Genomic DNA, 15,660 nt, shown 5'->3' with positions numbered 1-15,660 from the left:
ATGCCTGCGTATCGCTCCAAGACCTCCACAGCTGGCCGTAATATGGCGGGTGCTCGCGCACTTTGGCGCGCCACCGGAATGAAAGATGATGATTTCCAAAAGCCCATTATCGCGATTGCCAACTCATTTACTCAATTCGTTCCCGGCCATGTCCACCTAAAAGACATGGGACAACTGGTGGCACGTGAGGTGGAAAAAGCAGGCGGCGTGGCAAAAGAATTCAATACAATTGCGGTTGACGATGGGATCGCCATGGGTCACGACGGCATGCTCTACTCCTTGCCATCACGTGACATTATTGCCGACTCGGTTGAATACATGGTCAACGCACACTGTGCCGACGCCCTTATCTGTATTTCAAACTGCGATAAAATCACACCGGGAATGCTGATGGCGGCCATGCGCTTAAACATCCCCGTTATTTTCGTATCAGGCGGGCCGATGGAAGCGGGTAAAACCAAGCTTTCTGAGCACAAGCTCGATTTGGTCGATGCAATGGTCATTGCTGCTGACGACAGCGCCAGCGATGAAAAAGTCGCTGAATATGAGCGCTCAGCTTGCCCCACATGCGGCTCTTGCTCGGGTATGTTCACCGCCAACTCTATGAACTGCTTAACCGAAGCACTCGGCCTTTCTTTACCAGGCAATGGTACGACACTGGCGACTCACAGTGATCGTCGCCGTTTGTTTGAAGAGGCCGGACACCGCATTGTTGAATTGGCAAAACGTTACTATGAGCAGGACGACACTTCGGTATTACCGCGTAACATTGCCAATTTCAAAGCCTTTGAAAACGCCATGTCTTTAGACATTGCCATGGGCGGGTCAACCAATACGATTCTGCACTTATTGGCAATTGCCATCGAGGGTGAAATTGCGTTTGATTTAAAAGACATAGATCGTCTTTCACGCAGTGTTCCACAGTTATGTAAAGTCGCACCTAACACACCAAAATACCATATTGAGGATGTCCACCGCGCCGGTGGTATCTTCGCGATTCTGGGTGAGCTGGACAGAGCAGGCAAACTCCACTCAGATCTCCCTACGGTGCATAGCTCTTCGATGAAAGAAGCCTTAGAAACCTGGGATATCATGCGCAGCCCATCACCCGAAGTCCTTGAGTTTTACAAAGCGGGTCCTGCGGGCATTCCAACCCAGGTTGCCTTCAGTCAATCAACGCGTTGGCCTACCCTAGATGGCGACCGTGAAAATGGCTGTATCCGCTCTGGTGAACACGCCTTCTCGCAGGAAGGAGGCTTGGCTGTTTTATTTGGCAACATTGCCGAGGACGGTTGTGTTGTAAAAACTGCAGGTGTTGATGACTCCATTATGGTGTTTGAAGGTCCAGCCCACATTACAGAATCTCAAGATCAAGCCGTTGCCCACATTCTGGACGACAAAGTAAAAGCGGGCGATGTCGTGATTGTTCGTTACGAAGGCCCGAAAGGCGGACCGGGCATGCAGGAGATGCTCTACCCCACATCGTATCTTAAGTCGAAAGGCTTGGGTAAAGACTGCGCTTTATTAACCGATGGACGCTTTTCGGGCGGTACATCGGGGCTATCGATTGGTCACGTGTCACCCGAAGCGGCCTCCGGTGGTGCCATCGGTCTTGTTCAAAATGGAGATCGCATTCGCATCGACATTCCAAACCGACGCATTGATGTCCTCTTAAGCGATGAAGAACTGGCGGCGCGCCGTGCTGAGCGTGATCGTTTAGGTTGGAAGCCTGCGGACGAAAGACCACGCAAAGTATCAGCCGCACTTAAGGCTTATGCAAAACTGGTCACCTCTGCTGACAAGGGTGCTGTTCGCGATATATCGTTGCTGGATTAAACAGAGAATGCGTCAGCTTCGATAAGAGGCTGACGCAGATTTGAGAACCGCTGAGGGTTTAGGTGTGCATGGCATTGAGGACTTGATCCGCCCACTTCAGGCTATGACGATAGGCAACCTCGTAAAACGGCCGATCAAGCAAATCACTCAAACGATCAAATTCGCCAGTCTCATAAATTTCAGCCTCCTTCAACACTTGACCCAATGGACCTTCACGCTCCAGCAGGGCACTTTTAACATTGAGCTGTAAGGGCACCTGCTCTAATAATGAAGACATGTCTATGTCCATCATCACATCTAACTGAGACAACAAACCGACGATAAAGAAATCCATGGGGGTCTCGTACTCAAGTATCTCAGCCATCAACTCACACATTCTCGCACGAACCAACATGGTGCGCGTCAGCTCAAGCGGCTTTCCCCCTTCGCTTTTCGTCAAGAACAACATGACCCAACGCTTAATTTGCTCCATACCCAACAAGGTGATGGCGTGAGACAAAGACCTCACTTCTTTTTGCACATTAAACGCAGCCGAGTTTACAACGCGTAGGATTTTATAGGTCAACTCAGGATCTTTGAGTGCAATTTCTTCAACAGACTGCGGCGACGACTTGGGATTATTGAGTTCGTTTAAGACCTGCAAGAGCACCACTTTATTGCCAGATATTTTCTTGCCTCGCACCAAACAAGGCTTACTCAAAAAATAGCCCATGTAGAGCTCAAAGCCCATTTCAAGGCACTGTCTAAACTCGTCTTGGGTTTCAACCTTATCGGCTAAGAGCTCTAAGTTAAACGGCTTTAACTTTTTAACCAGATTGGGGATGCGATGCAAACCTATCAGTTGAATATCAAGTTTTAAAACATGAATCACCTTAAGAAGCGGATAAAACTTAGTATCGGCGGGATCAAATCCCGACAGCGCTAATCGATACCCCTGCTTCGCCAGTTGTTGTAGTCGATTAATCAACGCAGGTGTCACATCCGTATGCGCCAGCAATTGTAAAACAAACATATGGCGCGGAAGATCTGGAAGCTGATTACTCAGTAAGATTTCATCCGTGACTTTTAAAAAGAATGGAACATTTTCATTCTGATTATTGGCATTGACAGACGAATAGGAGTTGATGAGTACGGCGAGTGTCGCTTCATCATCTTTCAATCCCTGAATAAAATTGCCCTGCTCATCTCGATAGAGCAGCTCATAGGCGGCCACATCCTGACTTTTGGTATAAATTGGCTGACGCGCCATTAAGACAGGCAAATTCTGATCATTTGCATTTAATTTAATACCGGCCATCGATTACTTTTCTCCCAATACCTGTAACGCTCGGCTTAGACAGGATGCTTCCTGATATTATCGCACGCGATTCAATAATGATTTAAACATCATAGCACTCTCAGCAAGATTTCTTTACCATTACCTATCCTATGTGCCGCTAAACTCATTCTGGACCCACCTCATGTCAACTGAAACTGAACAAATCCGCCAAGATCTGCAAACTATTCGTGACTACATTCGCCTTGCAATGACACATTTTCAGAAACACAGTGTTTTCTATGGGCATGGTACGGACAATGCGTGGGATGAAGCGGTGCAGTTAGTGCTGAATGCTGTCCATCTGCCATGGGATGCCAACCCCGCTATTTTAGATGCGAAGCTTACTCAGGACGAGCGGATCAAGGTATTGGATTTTATTCGGCGTCGAGCTGAAGAGCGAATCCCCTTGCCTTACTTAGTTGGAGAAGCATGGTTTTTAGGCATGCCTTTTTATGTCGATGAGCGCGTCCTGATTCCTCGTTCACCGATTGCAGAACTCATTGAGCAGGAGTTTGATCCTTGGCTGAGACCCGGACAAGTCGACAGAATACTCGATCTATGCACAGGCAGTGGATGCATAGGGATTGCCTGCGCGTATGCGTTTCCTGAGGCCGAAGTTGATCTGGCCGACATTTCCACAGATGCCTTAGACGTTGCGCAGAGCAATGTCGAACGCCACGAACTCAACGGGCGTGTGCAGGTTATTGAGAGCGATCTTTTTAATGCCCTAAAAGGTAAGCGCTACGATCTGATTGTCAGCAACCCTCCTTATGTTGATCTTCAGGATTTATCCAATATGCCCGCTGAATTTCATCACGAGCCTGCATTGGCACTCGGATCGGGGGATCAAGGCTTGGATATTACACGGCGCATTTTAAGAGAGGCCTGTGAATATCTTGATGACGAGGGTCTGCTGGTCGTTGAAGTCGGTAATAGCGAAGCACATTTGATCGAACTCTACCCTGAAGTTCCATTCATGTGGGCAGAATTTGAAAAGGGTGGAAATGGCGTATTTATGATCTCAGCAAGGGATTTACGTCCACATATATCCTTGTTTCAGTAAGGGTTTTAACGCGATAAATCGACCGTCGAACCTGACTGACGTCAATCCACACACAACTTATACACAATATCAACACAGTTTTGCACACCCTTTACCCCCTGAAAGGCCCCATTATCTGGGCCTTTCAGGGAGTTTTCGCAACTCACTGCATTTACTAACACGCTCAGGTGTTGATAAGTGTATTATGCACATGAAACCTGAATAAGACTGTGCATAACACTGGGACACTCGGGGGGAAAGCGATTCCAGTCAGCATCAATGCTCGGTTGTGAAAAACTGATTATTTTTTGATCAACACTAAAGATGCAATGCATTGGATGGTCGGAGTGAAAGATAAAGGATTCACACAGGGCTCATTGGAATCGAGATAAAAATTGAGCATAGGCTTCAGATGCCGCAATTTGCCCACAAGCTCTAAACCGAACGGACTGACCTGGCTGCACCTGAGCCAAACGCGCACAGGCCAAGGGCGTTAAACTCCCTAGCTTCGGATAGCCACCTATCGTTTGACGATCATTTAACAACACAATCGGGCAACCATCCGGTGGAACTTGCACCGCCCCCAGCCCGATTCCCTCAGAAATCAACGAGGGTAATTTCACTTGCAACGGGTTCCCAGTGAGACGAACCCCCATCCTATCCGCGCGCAAATCCACTTTCCAAACGTGATTGAAGGCTTGAAAAAGACTGCGGCCTGAAAAAAGGTGCACTTGAGCACCGGGAATCAAATCTAAATCGGTTATCTGATCGAAGGCGCGCGGTTGAGTCTTTTTATGTACAGAGGCCGACTCGAATAGTGTCGAAGCAAACAACACATCCTCTCGACTTAACCGACTGCCATCCCCTTTATGTCCACCCAACTGCTCACGTTGCACAGAAGCGCAACTCTCGAGAAAACGCGGCGCATCAAACCCACCTTTTACCGCCAAGTAAGCCCTCAGTCCTTGCTTGGGCGATCCGAAGGCGAGACGTTGTCCTTTTTTAAGCGGTAGACTTTGCCAAAGCGGAATCGGTGATTTATCCACCGTTGCACCTAAATCGGCTCCAGTCATTGCACAATCAACATCCTCTAGGCATTCAAGGATTAAGCCACCCACGGTGATTTCCAAAACGGCACAACCCCAAGCATTATCCAATAGTTGATTGGCCAGCGCCCAAGACTCCAGATCCATCGGCCCACCCTGAGTAAGTCCCAAATGACGTACACCAAATCGCCCCGCATCCTGCAACTGTGCTAAAGGGCCTGCTTGAATAACTCGAAAGATCGGATGGCTCATCGATCATCTCCGCCAAGTCGCTTAAATTCCTGTTGAGTAATACTGACAAACTGAACCCGATCCCCGACTTGTAGATAACTCATAGCCTCACGTTGAGGGTCGAATAATCGCAAAGGTGTCCGCCCAATCACATTCCACCCACCCGGTGTTGCTTGTGGATATGCCGCCGTTTGTCGCTCAGCAATCGCAACACTGCCAACCGCTACTTGCTGACGCGGTGTGGATAAACGCGGCAAGACTAAGGCATCAGGCAGGCTGCCCATAAACGCAAAGCCTGGTGCAAATCCTAAGGCAAAAACACGAAAAGGGTTTTCAGTATGGAAAGCAATCACCTCGCCCAAGGACAAACCTTTTGCATCCTGCAACCGCTCAAGCTCAGGCCCAACACTTGAGTGGTACCACACGGGAATTTCTTTAATACTGCCTGCATGACTTATGTCCAACAGACGTAAGTCTTGAAGCAACGAAACGAGCATCTGACGGGAGACTTGAGAGGATAACTTGGTTAAGTTGTACTGAATCCAAACCGTTGTGTAAGACGGGACAATATCGATCAGCGCCTCAGAGAAGAGTGCCTCACACCCTTTCACTAAACTTAAGATCCAAGGCATATTCTCTTCGGCAATATCGTCGAACAAACGAACCGTCCATGCATCAACACCCGCATGTTCAATACGAGGGGCGAGTCGTGCTGTCTTCATCATAAATTAGCTTAACTCATCCAATGCGGTGCGAATACGCTTCACCGCCGCGATAGACTCTTCATTATCGCCATGAACACAAAGAGTATCGGCTTCTAAAGACAGCCAGGTTCCGGTATTGGATAACAAGGGTTGTTTGTGTGCGATTCGTATCGCTTGTTCGATAATAGTGTCAGGATCGTGATGAACTGCATTGGGCAAGTGCCGAGAAACGAGGAAACCTGCATCATCGTAGGCACGATCGGCAAAGGCTTCAAACATCAGGCTCATGCCCTCCTCTGCTGCCATGGCTTTAGCACGTGAGTTGTCCGCCGTAGACATGATCATCAAGGGTAAATGTTCTGAATAGGCCTTCACACCTCGCAAGATCGCACGCAGCAACGCTTCATTTTTCATCATATCGTTGTACAACGCGCCATGGGGTTTAACATAGGTCACTTCGGTGCCCTCGGCACGGCACAACGCCTGCAACGCACCCAACTGATACAGCACTAAGTTTTCAACCTGCTCAGGCGTACACTGCAATGAACGCCGACCAAACCCTTGTAAATCAGGATACGCTGGATGCGCCCCTATTTTAACCTGATGTTGTTGTGCCAAACGTATGGTTGAGCGCATGACATCTGGATCGGATGCATGGAAGCCGCAGGCAATATTCGCAAGGTGAATGTGCGGAATAACAGCTTCGTCCTGTCCCATCCGCCATGCTCCAAAGCTTTCTCCAACATCTGCATTTAAACGTAATTGGGTCATGACACGGCTCTTTCTCAGTTATTTTTAAATGAAATTTAACAAAACAAATACAATTTGCAAATAAATTATCGATAAATTGTAAAAATAATGTTGACGAATCGACGGGTTCTTGTCTACTCTCCTTAACACAAGAAGCATCGTGAATGCTCTGTGATCATTTTTCAGTGCCCCTTATGCGAAAAATAAGATAAATAAACCTTTTGAGGTCGAAAAATATGTCTACAAACCGTCTGCTGAAAACGGCACTCGCCGTTGTAATGAGTGCTAGTGCTGTCACGTCTGCCTTTGCAGCGACCAGCTGGGATATGCCCACACCCTATGGTGATCGAACCTTTCATACCGTTAATATTCGAGCATTTGCTGATGATGTTGCCGAACGAACAGGGGGAGATTTAACCATCAATGTCCATTCTAACGGCTCGTTAATCGGTCATGCCGAAATCAAAAATGCCGTTCGTCGTGGAATCGTGCCATCCGGTGAGCTCATTATGTCACGCTTGGCCAATGAAAATGCGATCTTTGATGTCGACTCTGTTCCCTTCTTGGCATCAAACTACGATGAAGCTTGGGCCTTATGGCAAGCCTCAAAAGAGATCATTTCCGAAGAGTTAGCAAAGCAACGCATCCGTCTACTCTTTGCCGTACCCTGGCCACCACAAGGTTTATATTCACAAAAAGAACTCAATGATGTTAGTGACCTTAGAAATCTTAAAATTCGTGCCTATAACCTATCTAGCGAACGCTTATCACAACTTGTACACGCCGTTCCGACTCAAATAGAAGTGCCCGATATCCCAACGGCTTTCAGTACAGGTCGCGTGGACGCGATGATGACCTCACCAGCAACGGGTGCCGATACCAAAGCTTGGGATTATCTTAGCCACTTTAACCACACTCAGTTGTGGATTCCAAAGAATATGGTCATCGTCAACGAGCAGGCCTTCTCGCGTTTAAGCCCAGAGGTACAGCAAGCCGTATTGGACGCGGCCGAAGCCGCTGAGAAGCGTGGCTGGGAAATGAGTCAAGCAGAAACGCAATCCGCCATCCAAGTGCTTAAAGACAATGGCATTCAGGTAAGCGAACCGTCTGAAGCCTTGTCAGCTGCCCTTAAAGAAATCGGCGACATCATGACACACGAGTGGCTTGAAAGAGCCGGTGCTCAAGGCCAAGCTATCCTCCAGCGCTACGCCGCTCAATAAGCATCATGACCGGATCGCCAAGCGACCGGTCTTTTTTCAGGTAACTCATCATGCATTACCGACTGCGACCTTTATATACTTTTGGGGCGTTCGGTGCCGCGGCTTGTCTGGTGCTCATCTGCAGCTTAATTACCTTACAAGTACTCGGACGCCTTCTCGATAAACTCAGTGCTTGGCTCGGCTTCGACAATCTTGGCTTAGTCATTCCCGGTTTGTCCGAAATATCCGGATTTCTTCTGGTCGGCGCGAGCTTTTTAGGCTTAGCCTATACCTTTATACATAATGGCCATATTCGCGTGACCCTGCTCATCAGCCATTTATCACCCAAAGTGCGCGTATTTGTTGAGCTTTGGTGTTTATCCTTGGCATTGGCCCTATGCGCATACCTCAGCGTGTATACCTTTCGCTTGGTTGAGGACAGTTGGAGCTTTAATGAGATGTCCTACGGATTACTACGCATCCCACTTTGGATACCTCAAACCGTCATGCTCACGGGCGTTGCACTCTTTTCGTTGGCCTTATTTGAAACGTGGTTAAATCGGCTCATTCAAGCCTTCACGCATCCAAGTGCCTTTCAAATAGACGACTCCGGACACGAATGATAGGGGCTATACTATGCTGTTAATGATGATTGTTTTGACCCTAGCCCTATTTATTTTTTTAGGATCAGGCGTTTGGGTTGCCTTCTCCCTGTTAGCACTGGGCTGGATAGGCATTAGCCAGTTCACATCAATTCCCGTTGGGGACATGATGGCCTCTGATATTTGGAGCGCCAGTTACAGTTGGGAATTAACCGCCCTCCCCATGTTTATCTGGATGGGGGAGATTCTATTTCGTTCACGCCTTGCCGAGGACATGTTCACAGGGCTCGCGCCTTGGATGCAACGCATACCCGGACGCTTATTGCACACCAATGTTGTGGGCTGCGGTCTCTTCGCTGCCGTATCAGGTTCATCTGCAGCCACCTGTGCCACCATGGGTAAAATGACGCTGCCTGAACTGACACGCCGCGGTTATGATGAACGTCTGATTATCGGAACACTGGCTGGCTCGGCAACGCTTGGCTTACTCATCCCGCCATCCATTATTCTTATTGTCTTCGCTGTCGCAACTGATCAATCCATTGCGCGGCTGTTTATGGCAGGTGTTTTCCCTGGCCTCATGCTGATCAGCTTGTTTGCAGCCTATTTGGTGTATTGGTCATGGCGCTACCCTGATCGTGTGCCTGCGGCGGATGCGCCGATTTCATTTAAAGAAAAGCTACACCGTTCTCGTCGGCTGATTCCAATGATGGCACTGATCATCGGGGTCATTGGCTCAATTTATGGAGGTCTCGCCTCCCCCACAGAAGCAGCAGCAATCGGCGTGGTCCTGTCTTTAGTGCTGGCCTATGCCAACGGCGCTTTAACTTGGCAGAGTTTTTCCGATGCCACCCTCGGTGCCGTCAAAACCTCTTGCATGATTGCGTTTATCTTAGCGGGCGCATCCTTTCTAACCGCCGCGATGGGCTTTACGCAAATCCCAAGTCAGTTAGCGGGATGGATTGCCACCTACGACCTATCGCCCTTCATGCTGTTGGCCGTGTTAACGCTGTTTTTCATTATTATGGGCTGTTTTTTAGATGGCATTTCTGTCGTCGTGTTAACCACCTCCATCATGCTGCCGATGGTTGAAGCCGCCGGTATCGACTTGATCTGGTTTGGCATCTATCTTGTTATCGTTGTGGAAATGTCGCAAATAACACCGCCCGTTGGTTTTAACTTATTTGTGTTACAAGGTATGACAGGGAAAAATATTCTACAAATTGCCTATGCGGCACTGCCTTTCTTTTTCTTAATGTTATTAGGCGTTATTTTGATTACACTCTTTCCTCAGATAGTAACTTTTTTACCTGAGGCTATGAGTAATCGCTAATGCCCCTTACACACTTAAAAAAAGACGGACTAGGGCCCATCGTGTCTTCAGAGCATCTTTCGCGTAAAGCGAAAGAGCTCTCTGAATTCGAGTTTGGTTTGATCATTGCAGGCCATGCGTTTAATCGCTGGATGGTGCGTTGCATGACGGCGGTTGGCTTTTCGGAGCTTAACTCGTTGGATATTTTAGTGCTCCACAGTGTAAATCACCGTGAACGCGCTAAGCGTTTAGCGGACATCTGTTTGGTGTTAAATATTGAAGACAGCCATACAGTCAGTTATGCCCTTAAGAAACTGACGAAACTGGAACTCCTGTCTAACCAGAAGCAAGGTAAGGAAACCTTCTTCAAAACCACAGAGTTAGGTCAAACAACCTGCATGCAATATGCCGAAATACGCGAGGCCTGTTTGGTTGAGTCTCTGGCAAGTTTAGGCATTGCTCCTGAAGATATGCATCAAATTGCGGCGTCTTTACGTGCCATGTCGGGTCTTTATGATCAAGCGGCACGTTCGGCAGCCTCTTTGTAAAGCCTATCGGTTGTATTCATCTCAACTTACGATTCAGTTTTGCTAGCGTAGCGCCCCAATAAATGACTAATTAATGGGGTGCATAAGATTAAGATGAACATCCTAAACACGTGAATAAACACAACATAGATCGGATCGATCCCTGCGACCGTCGCAATCAAGGCCATCTCACCCACTCCACCCGGCACTAAGGCTAGAAATGCATGAGACAAGGGGATATCGGTTAAAGTCCAAGTGACCGCCGCCATGATTGCAGCAATCACCATGCCGATGGCCGTGGCCAATACCGCAAACACACTGACTTTGAGCAGTTCCCGAACCTGAGTCCCAAAAAAACGACTGCCGATTGACGAGCCCAACACCACAAAGGTCATCATCATGACCCAACCGGGTAAATCGATGTCGATCCCAGACACAGCAAGAACTGCACTGATCATCAAAGGCCCCAGAAACTCAGCCATTGGGATGCGCAGCCTTCTCGCACCCCACCAACCCAACGGCACGAGCAACACCCAAAGTAGATCCAGCAGCTGCCCTACTTCTGGGCTTGAGCCCTGTAGGTTTTGTCCCGGCATAAAGTAGAAGATAAGCGTTGTACTGATCACCACCAGAGAGATACGCAGGGTCTGCGCAATGGCAATCCAACGTGCATCTCCACCTAATTGCTCACCTTGGATCACAACCGCATTCATCGTGCCTGGCAAAGATGAAAATACCGAGGTAATCAAATCTAACTTTGCAATTCGATTAAACAACCAGGTATTCACCACAAGGGTAAGTGCCACTGACACCACCATAAGCAAGACACTTGAGTACCAATGAAGGGCTTCACTGAGTAAGCTCGCTTCAAACCCGGTGCCAAGCCAAAAGCCTAAAACACCGAGAAAGAAGCGATTAACTCGACGATCAACCCGCACAGAGATGCCCTTGATGGCAAGTAACGTCACCAAGAAAAGGGGGCCTAGCATCCAAGGCAGTGGAAGATTCAGCCACCAGGCGAGATATCCGCCCAGTGCCCCAAGTACGCAGGTATAGAGTGTTTTCAAAGAGAAAGCCCTAGTGTCAATTTTTAGCTGCTGACATCTTGTGCATGGAAAAACGCATCAGTGCTAACAGGTGACGTCCAAATAAGGATAACAACAATAAGCCTATAATAGCGAGTGTTACAGGACGCTCGAGCAAATAGCTGATATCGCCACCACTGATTTGATAGGTGTGCAATAAGGTTTTTTCAGCCATGGCCCCAAGCAAGATCCCGATGACCGCTGCCGGAACGGAGTAGCCGTAACGACGCATCAACCAGCCAATCACTGCAAATGCCAGAACCGTGAACGGCCCAACAAAGTTACCCGTCAATCCAAACGACCCCATCACAGCTAAGACCAGCACAGTTGGTATCAAATAGCGCATCGGCACCTTGATGATATTCGCCAAGAGCGGAATAAATAACAGCCCCAGAATCATCAAGAAAAACACCTGCGCAAAATTGGCAAAGATAATGGCATACACGATATCAGTCTGCTCACGAATAAACTGTGGGCCGCCCGTGATATTGTGCATAGCAAAGGCCGCCAGCATCACCGCCGTTGCACCTCCCCCCGGAATACCCAGTGCCAGCAGCGTTGCCATAGAACCGGCCTCGGATGTGCTGTTGGCCGACTCGGACGCCACGATGCCTTTCGGGTTGCCCTTGCCAAAGGAATCTGGATCGGGATCACGACGTTTGGTTTCCACATATGAAAGCAGATTTGAGACAGATGAGCCCACACCAGGAACCGCACCCACAAAGACCCCCATCAAACATCCCCGCAACATGACTAAGGGGGATTGAAAGGCCATTTTGCAGCCTTGGCCGATTTTACGCAGCTCCACTTTACGCGACGCTTTGTTTTCGACAATGAATTGCTTATTGGCAATACGGAACAGCTCAGACGCGGCAAACATCCCCATCATTGCGGGAATCACCGGAATTCCGTCAAATAAATAGAAGCTTCCCAATGTACCGCGGGCCATTCCAATTTCATTGAAGCCAATGGTTCCAATCAGCAAACCAACAAGACCTGCAATCAAGCCTTTTAAAACATACTCACCACGTAAGCTGGCAATTAACGTCATCCCCCACAAGATCACCATAAACATTTCAGATGGACCCAATTTGAGCACCATCAATGAAATCGGCTGAATCATCATAAAGAGAATCAAATACCCGACCAAAACCCCAAACACAGAGGATGCCAAGGCAATGCCCAATGCTTCATTGTGCTTGCCCTTCTTGGCCATCGGGTAACCATCAAAAGCTGTGGCAATGGCAGACGATGTGCCCGGTATATTCATCAAAATAGCGGGTATACCACTGCCGAATGACCCACCTGTGAAGATAGCCGTTAAAAACAACATGGCTTGCAGAAAGTCCATGTAGAGGGTCATGGGTAAGAAAATGGCCATGGCCATGGAAATTTGCAGGCCCGGCGTGGCACCAAAAATCAAACCAATAATAATGCCCGGAATCACAATCAGCCAAGGCGTCAAACTGGTCATCAGCATAGAGAGTGCTGAAATACTCGCAGCAACATCAATCATGATACGTCACCTTGTTAATCTATCGGAAGAAACGTCATTGGCATGGGATATGGCAACATCAACGCAAAAAACAGCGCAATGGCTAAACCAAACCCAACGCTGTAGCCAATCACCCAATACCAGTTCGTTTCTTTTTTCATGCGAAGAAAAATCGCAACAAACAAAATTGTGCCTAAATCAAACCCCAGCCAAGGCAAGGACAAGACATAGACGGCAAACAAAAGAATAATTGGCAGTATCTCGCGCACAGGCTCATCATCAACCGCCTCAAATAATTTACCGCCACGCCAGCTCATCAACAGTTCAGCTAAGGCTAGCATCAGGATGGCGATTGCAACGGGCATAATCAGCAGTAGATTGGGTACGGTAAATGAAACACGAATCGCATCACTCAAATACCAAAGCGTAAATCCAACCAACCCTATTAACATACAGAGATGGCCGACATCGTATCGGGGCTTGTTCATCACTCGAATCCTGTGCTGCCCAGTGGATGGGCAGCATTAAGTTGCAGAGAAGTTAGTTTAAGAGTTGGGCATAACGACTGAAGGTTTCGAAGTTCTCTTTCATCATCTGTTTTGATTTTTCAGGACCGACCCAAATACCACCGATATCGTGACGACGTAGCTCTTCTTGCAGGTCTTTTTTGGCCAGCACATTTTGCATCGCATCGGCCAGTTTTTTATAACGCTCAGGGTGACGACGCTCAAACTCTGCACTCACGGCAAAACCGCGCATTGATCCCTGCAGTACAGGCACTTCAATGTTAAGTGGAGCTAAGGCTTCATTGACCGTTGGTACGTCCCACTGTTCAATGCGCTCATCACTCACAATCGCCAGCGGAATTAAAAACTCGCGGATGCTCTCGCTGCCTTCAGCACTGATCAAAACCAAATCCACTTGGCCACCCGCTACGGCTGTCCTCGCTTCACCACCACTGTTATAGGTCACCAGATTTAAATGGTTTTGAGGAATACCATAGGCATCCAACAGAATCCTCGCCATCAAATGCCCTGCCGAGCCCTGCACCACAGACGCACGCACTTTACCCGGTTGGTTTTTGATGGTTTCAATCACTTCAGCAAGACTTGAATAACCACTGTCTTTATTGACGGCAATCAAATCTTGGTCAAACCATTGAAAATTCACATAGGAAAAATCATCAACACTGTAGGTCGCATCACCCGCCAAAATGGTATTGGTCAGATAGGGTGCGAAGGTCGACGAAAAAAGATGGTAGCCTTCATCCGGTGCATTCAAAATGTAGTTTGCAGCGATTTGAGTACCCGCCCCTGGGCGGTTAGTCACGCGAACAGGAACACCTAACTCTTGAGAAAGATGATTCGACATGATCCGTGTCATACGATCGGCACTCCCGCCCGTACCAAAACCGACAACCGCCTCAATAGGACGATTGGGATAGTTATCAGCCGCGGCAAGGGTTGAAGAAACCAGCAGGGGAATGGCCAAAGCACATGCAGCCAGTTTGATGGATTTGCGTAAGGATATCGCCATGATGTTTAAACCTTTTAATTATTGTTTGAATAGATGCCAACTACATCACATGGACTGTAAGGGCATGATTGCACTATATGAGGCTAAACTGTCATAAAGCTGTCAAGACTGACTTATTTTCCTAATTTTAGACTAAAGTATTAACACAAAGAGACTCAGTCGATACAAGCGACCTACCTGCATTAATGAGTGGCAACATCCTTTTAGATAGCGTTAAATAATGACATGAACAATGTATTTGGAGGACAATGTCTCATACAGTGACCGCTCTTGTCTCTTTTCCTCCACCGTCTTAATACGTGGTTTTGACATGAAGATTCTGATTCTAGAAGACAACGCCATTCTTGCAGAGGGCCTGAAGACAGCCATTGAAGAAGCAGGCTACTACGTGGATTTACTAATGGATGGTATGCAAGGCATCCCTTGGCTTAAAAGCGGTCAGTACGATTTATTGATGCTGGATCTTGGCTTGCCCGGCATGGATGGAATCGAAATTCTTCGGTATTTACGTCGCCAGAAGAACCCCATACCCGTCATCATCATTACGGCAAGGGATCGACTCGATCAACGGATCACAGGGTTAGAGGAAGGTGCGGATGATTACCTCTGCAAGCCCTTTTCGCTCGAAGAGGTTGTGGCACGCGTCCGAGCCGTTATCCGCCGAAGCCGCTCATTTTCAGACAATCGCCTCAAAAATGGGGATGTAGAGTTATGTTTAGCTTCACGAACCCTCACGTTAAACGGTGAGATCGTATCCCTGCACCGACGTGAACTCGCTGTACTTGAGTACTTTATGCTGAATCGCGGACGCTTACTGAGCAAAGATCAAGTGGCCGACAGCATTGCCTCTCTGGAGCAAGACATCAGTGCAGGTGCTATCGAAACCTATGTCTCGCGTATCCGTAAGAAACTGGGGGCTGCGGTGGCCATTCGCACGGTGAGAGGCTTAGGATACATGATGGACAGCTTGGATTAAT

Annotated in this window: 15 protein-coding genes; 7 read left to right on the top strand and 8 right to left on the bottom strand. The window is 48.1% G+C overall.

All coding sequences use genetic code 11. The annotated features are described in order from the left end of the window. Positions 1 to 1,836, top strand: coding sequence for a dihydroxy-acid dehydratase (ilvD, locus tag F5971_RS05670; RefSeq protein ID WP_036507531.1), 1,836 nt, complete (start codon positions 1 to 3; stop codon positions 1,834 to 1,836). Between the two features lie 58 nt (positions 1,837 to 1,894). Here the strand turns inward: ilvD and F5971_RS05665 are convergent, their stop codons facing one another. Further along, positions 1,895 to 3,133, bottom strand: coding sequence for an EAL and HDOD domain-containing protein (locus F5971_RS05665; protein WP_036507529.1), 1,239 nt, complete (start codon positions 3,131 to 3,133; stop codon positions 1,895 to 1,897). Positions 3,134 to 3,296: 163 nt separating this feature from the next. Here F5971_RS05665 and prmB point away from each other — a divergent pair, with 163 nt between their 5' ends. After that, the gene (gene prmB, locus F5971_RS05660; RefSeq protein ID WP_036507527.1) at positions 3,297 to 4,217 is read left to right on the top strand and encodes a 50S ribosomal protein L3 N(5)-glutamine methyltransferase; all 921 of its coding nucleotides are present in this window, start codon (positions 3,297 to 3,299) and stop codon (positions 4,215 to 4,217) included. Between the two features lie 353 nt (positions 4,218 to 4,570). On the opposite strand, the gene F5971_RS05655 is transcribed toward prmB, so the two are convergent. From F5971_RS05655 to F5971_RS05645, 3 genes are read right to left on the bottom strand one after another with little or no spacing between them, the layout of a single operon-like run. Beyond that, positions 4,571 to 5,494, bottom strand: coding sequence for a 5-oxoprolinase subunit C family protein (locus tag F5971_RS05655; protein ID WP_036507520.1), 924 nt, complete (start codon positions 5,492 to 5,494; stop codon positions 4,571 to 4,573). Next, positions 5,491 to 6,198: a 5-oxoprolinase subunit B family protein gene (locus F5971_RS05650; RefSeq protein ID WP_223116266.1), complete on the bottom strand. Its 708-nt coding sequence runs from the start codon at positions 6,196 to 6,198 to the stop codon at positions 5,491 to 5,493. The genes F5971_RS05655 and F5971_RS05650 overlap by 4 nt, the downstream gene beginning before the upstream one ends. Before the next feature lie 3 nt (positions 6,199 to 6,201). Next, entirely contained in the window at positions 6,202 to 6,948 is a 747-nt protein-coding gene (locus tag F5971_RS05645; protein WP_193494392.1) for a 5-oxoprolinase subunit PxpA, read from the bottom strand. A 215-nt stretch (positions 6,949 to 7,163) separates the two neighbouring features. Between F5971_RS05645 and F5971_RS05640 the strand changes: the two genes are divergently transcribed. The 4 genes from F5971_RS05640 to F5971_RS05625 are packed head-to-tail and all read left to right on the top strand — an operon-like array spanning position 7,164 to position 10,588. Further along, the gene (locus F5971_RS05640) at positions 7,164 to 8,147 is read left to right on the top strand and encodes a TRAP transporter substrate-binding protein (RefSeq protein WP_036507518.1); all 984 of its coding nucleotides are present in this window, start codon (positions 7,164 to 7,166) and stop codon (positions 8,145 to 8,147) included. Between the two features lie 50 nt (positions 8,148 to 8,197). After that, on the top strand, positions 8,198 to 8,749 hold the full coding sequence (locus F5971_RS05635; protein WP_036507515.1) for a TRAP transporter small permease: 552 nt from the start codon (positions 8,198 to 8,200) through the stop codon (positions 8,747 to 8,749). A 13-nt stretch (positions 8,750 to 8,762) separates the two neighbouring features. Further along, complete coding sequence (locus F5971_RS05630; RefSeq protein ID WP_193494391.1) at positions 8,763 to 10,061, top strand: TRAP transporter large permease; 1,299 nt, start codon at positions 8,763 to 8,765, stop codon at positions 10,059 to 10,061. Then, positions 10,061 to 10,588, top strand: a complete 528-nt coding sequence (locus F5971_RS05625) for a winged helix DNA-binding protein (protein WP_112157969.1) — start codon at positions 10,061 to 10,063, stop codon at positions 10,586 to 10,588. The genes F5971_RS05630 and F5971_RS05625 overlap by 1 nt, the downstream gene beginning before the upstream one ends. A 26-nt stretch (positions 10,589 to 10,614) precedes the next feature. Here F5971_RS05625 and F5971_RS05620 read toward each other — a convergent pair whose 3' ends face one another. The 4 genes from F5971_RS05620 to F5971_RS05605 are packed head-to-tail and all read right to left on the bottom strand — an operon-like array spanning position 10,615 to position 14,683. Continuing rightward, positions 10,615 to 11,634 carry an AbrB family transcriptional regulator gene (locus tag F5971_RS05620; protein WP_193494390.1) on the bottom strand — a complete coding sequence of 340 codons (1,020 nt, stop codon included), beginning with the start codon at positions 11,632 to 11,634 and terminating at the stop codon, positions 10,615 to 10,617. Between the two features lie 16 nt (positions 11,635 to 11,650). Then, positions 11,651 to 13,168 (bottom strand): tripartite tricarboxylate transporter permease, encoded by a 1,518-nt coding sequence (locus F5971_RS05615; RefSeq protein WP_036507506.1) that lies wholly within the window; start codon positions 13,166 to 13,168, stop codon positions 11,651 to 11,653. Between the two features lie 14 nt (positions 13,169 to 13,182). Further along, on the bottom strand, positions 13,183 to 13,635 hold the full coding sequence (locus tag F5971_RS05610) for a tripartite tricarboxylate transporter TctB family protein (protein ID WP_036507503.1): 453 nt from the start codon (positions 13,633 to 13,635) through the stop codon (positions 13,183 to 13,185). Between the two features lie 52 nt (positions 13,636 to 13,687). Next, positions 13,688 to 14,683 carry a Bug family tripartite tricarboxylate transporter substrate binding protein gene (locus F5971_RS05605; protein ID WP_193494389.1) on the bottom strand — a complete coding sequence of 332 codons (996 nt, stop codon included), beginning with the start codon at positions 14,681 to 14,683 and terminating at the stop codon, positions 13,688 to 13,690. A gap of 310 nt (positions 14,684 to 14,993) precedes the next feature. Here F5971_RS05605 and F5971_RS05600 point away from each other — a divergent pair, with 310 nt between their 5' ends. After that, complete coding sequence (locus tag F5971_RS05600; protein ID WP_036507498.1) at positions 14,994 to 15,659, top strand: response regulator; 666 nt, start codon at positions 14,994 to 14,996, stop codon at positions 15,657 to 15,659. The last annotated feature ends 1 nt before the right edge of the window (position 15,660 follow it).

This window comes from Nitrincola alkalisediminis, from assembly GCF_009821115.1.
Taxonomy (GTDB): domain Bacteria; phylum Pseudomonadota; class Gammaproteobacteria; order Pseudomonadales; family Balneatricaceae; genus Nitrincola; species Nitrincola alkalisediminis.
This window is presented reverse-complemented; position numbering and strand designations above follow the sequence as displayed.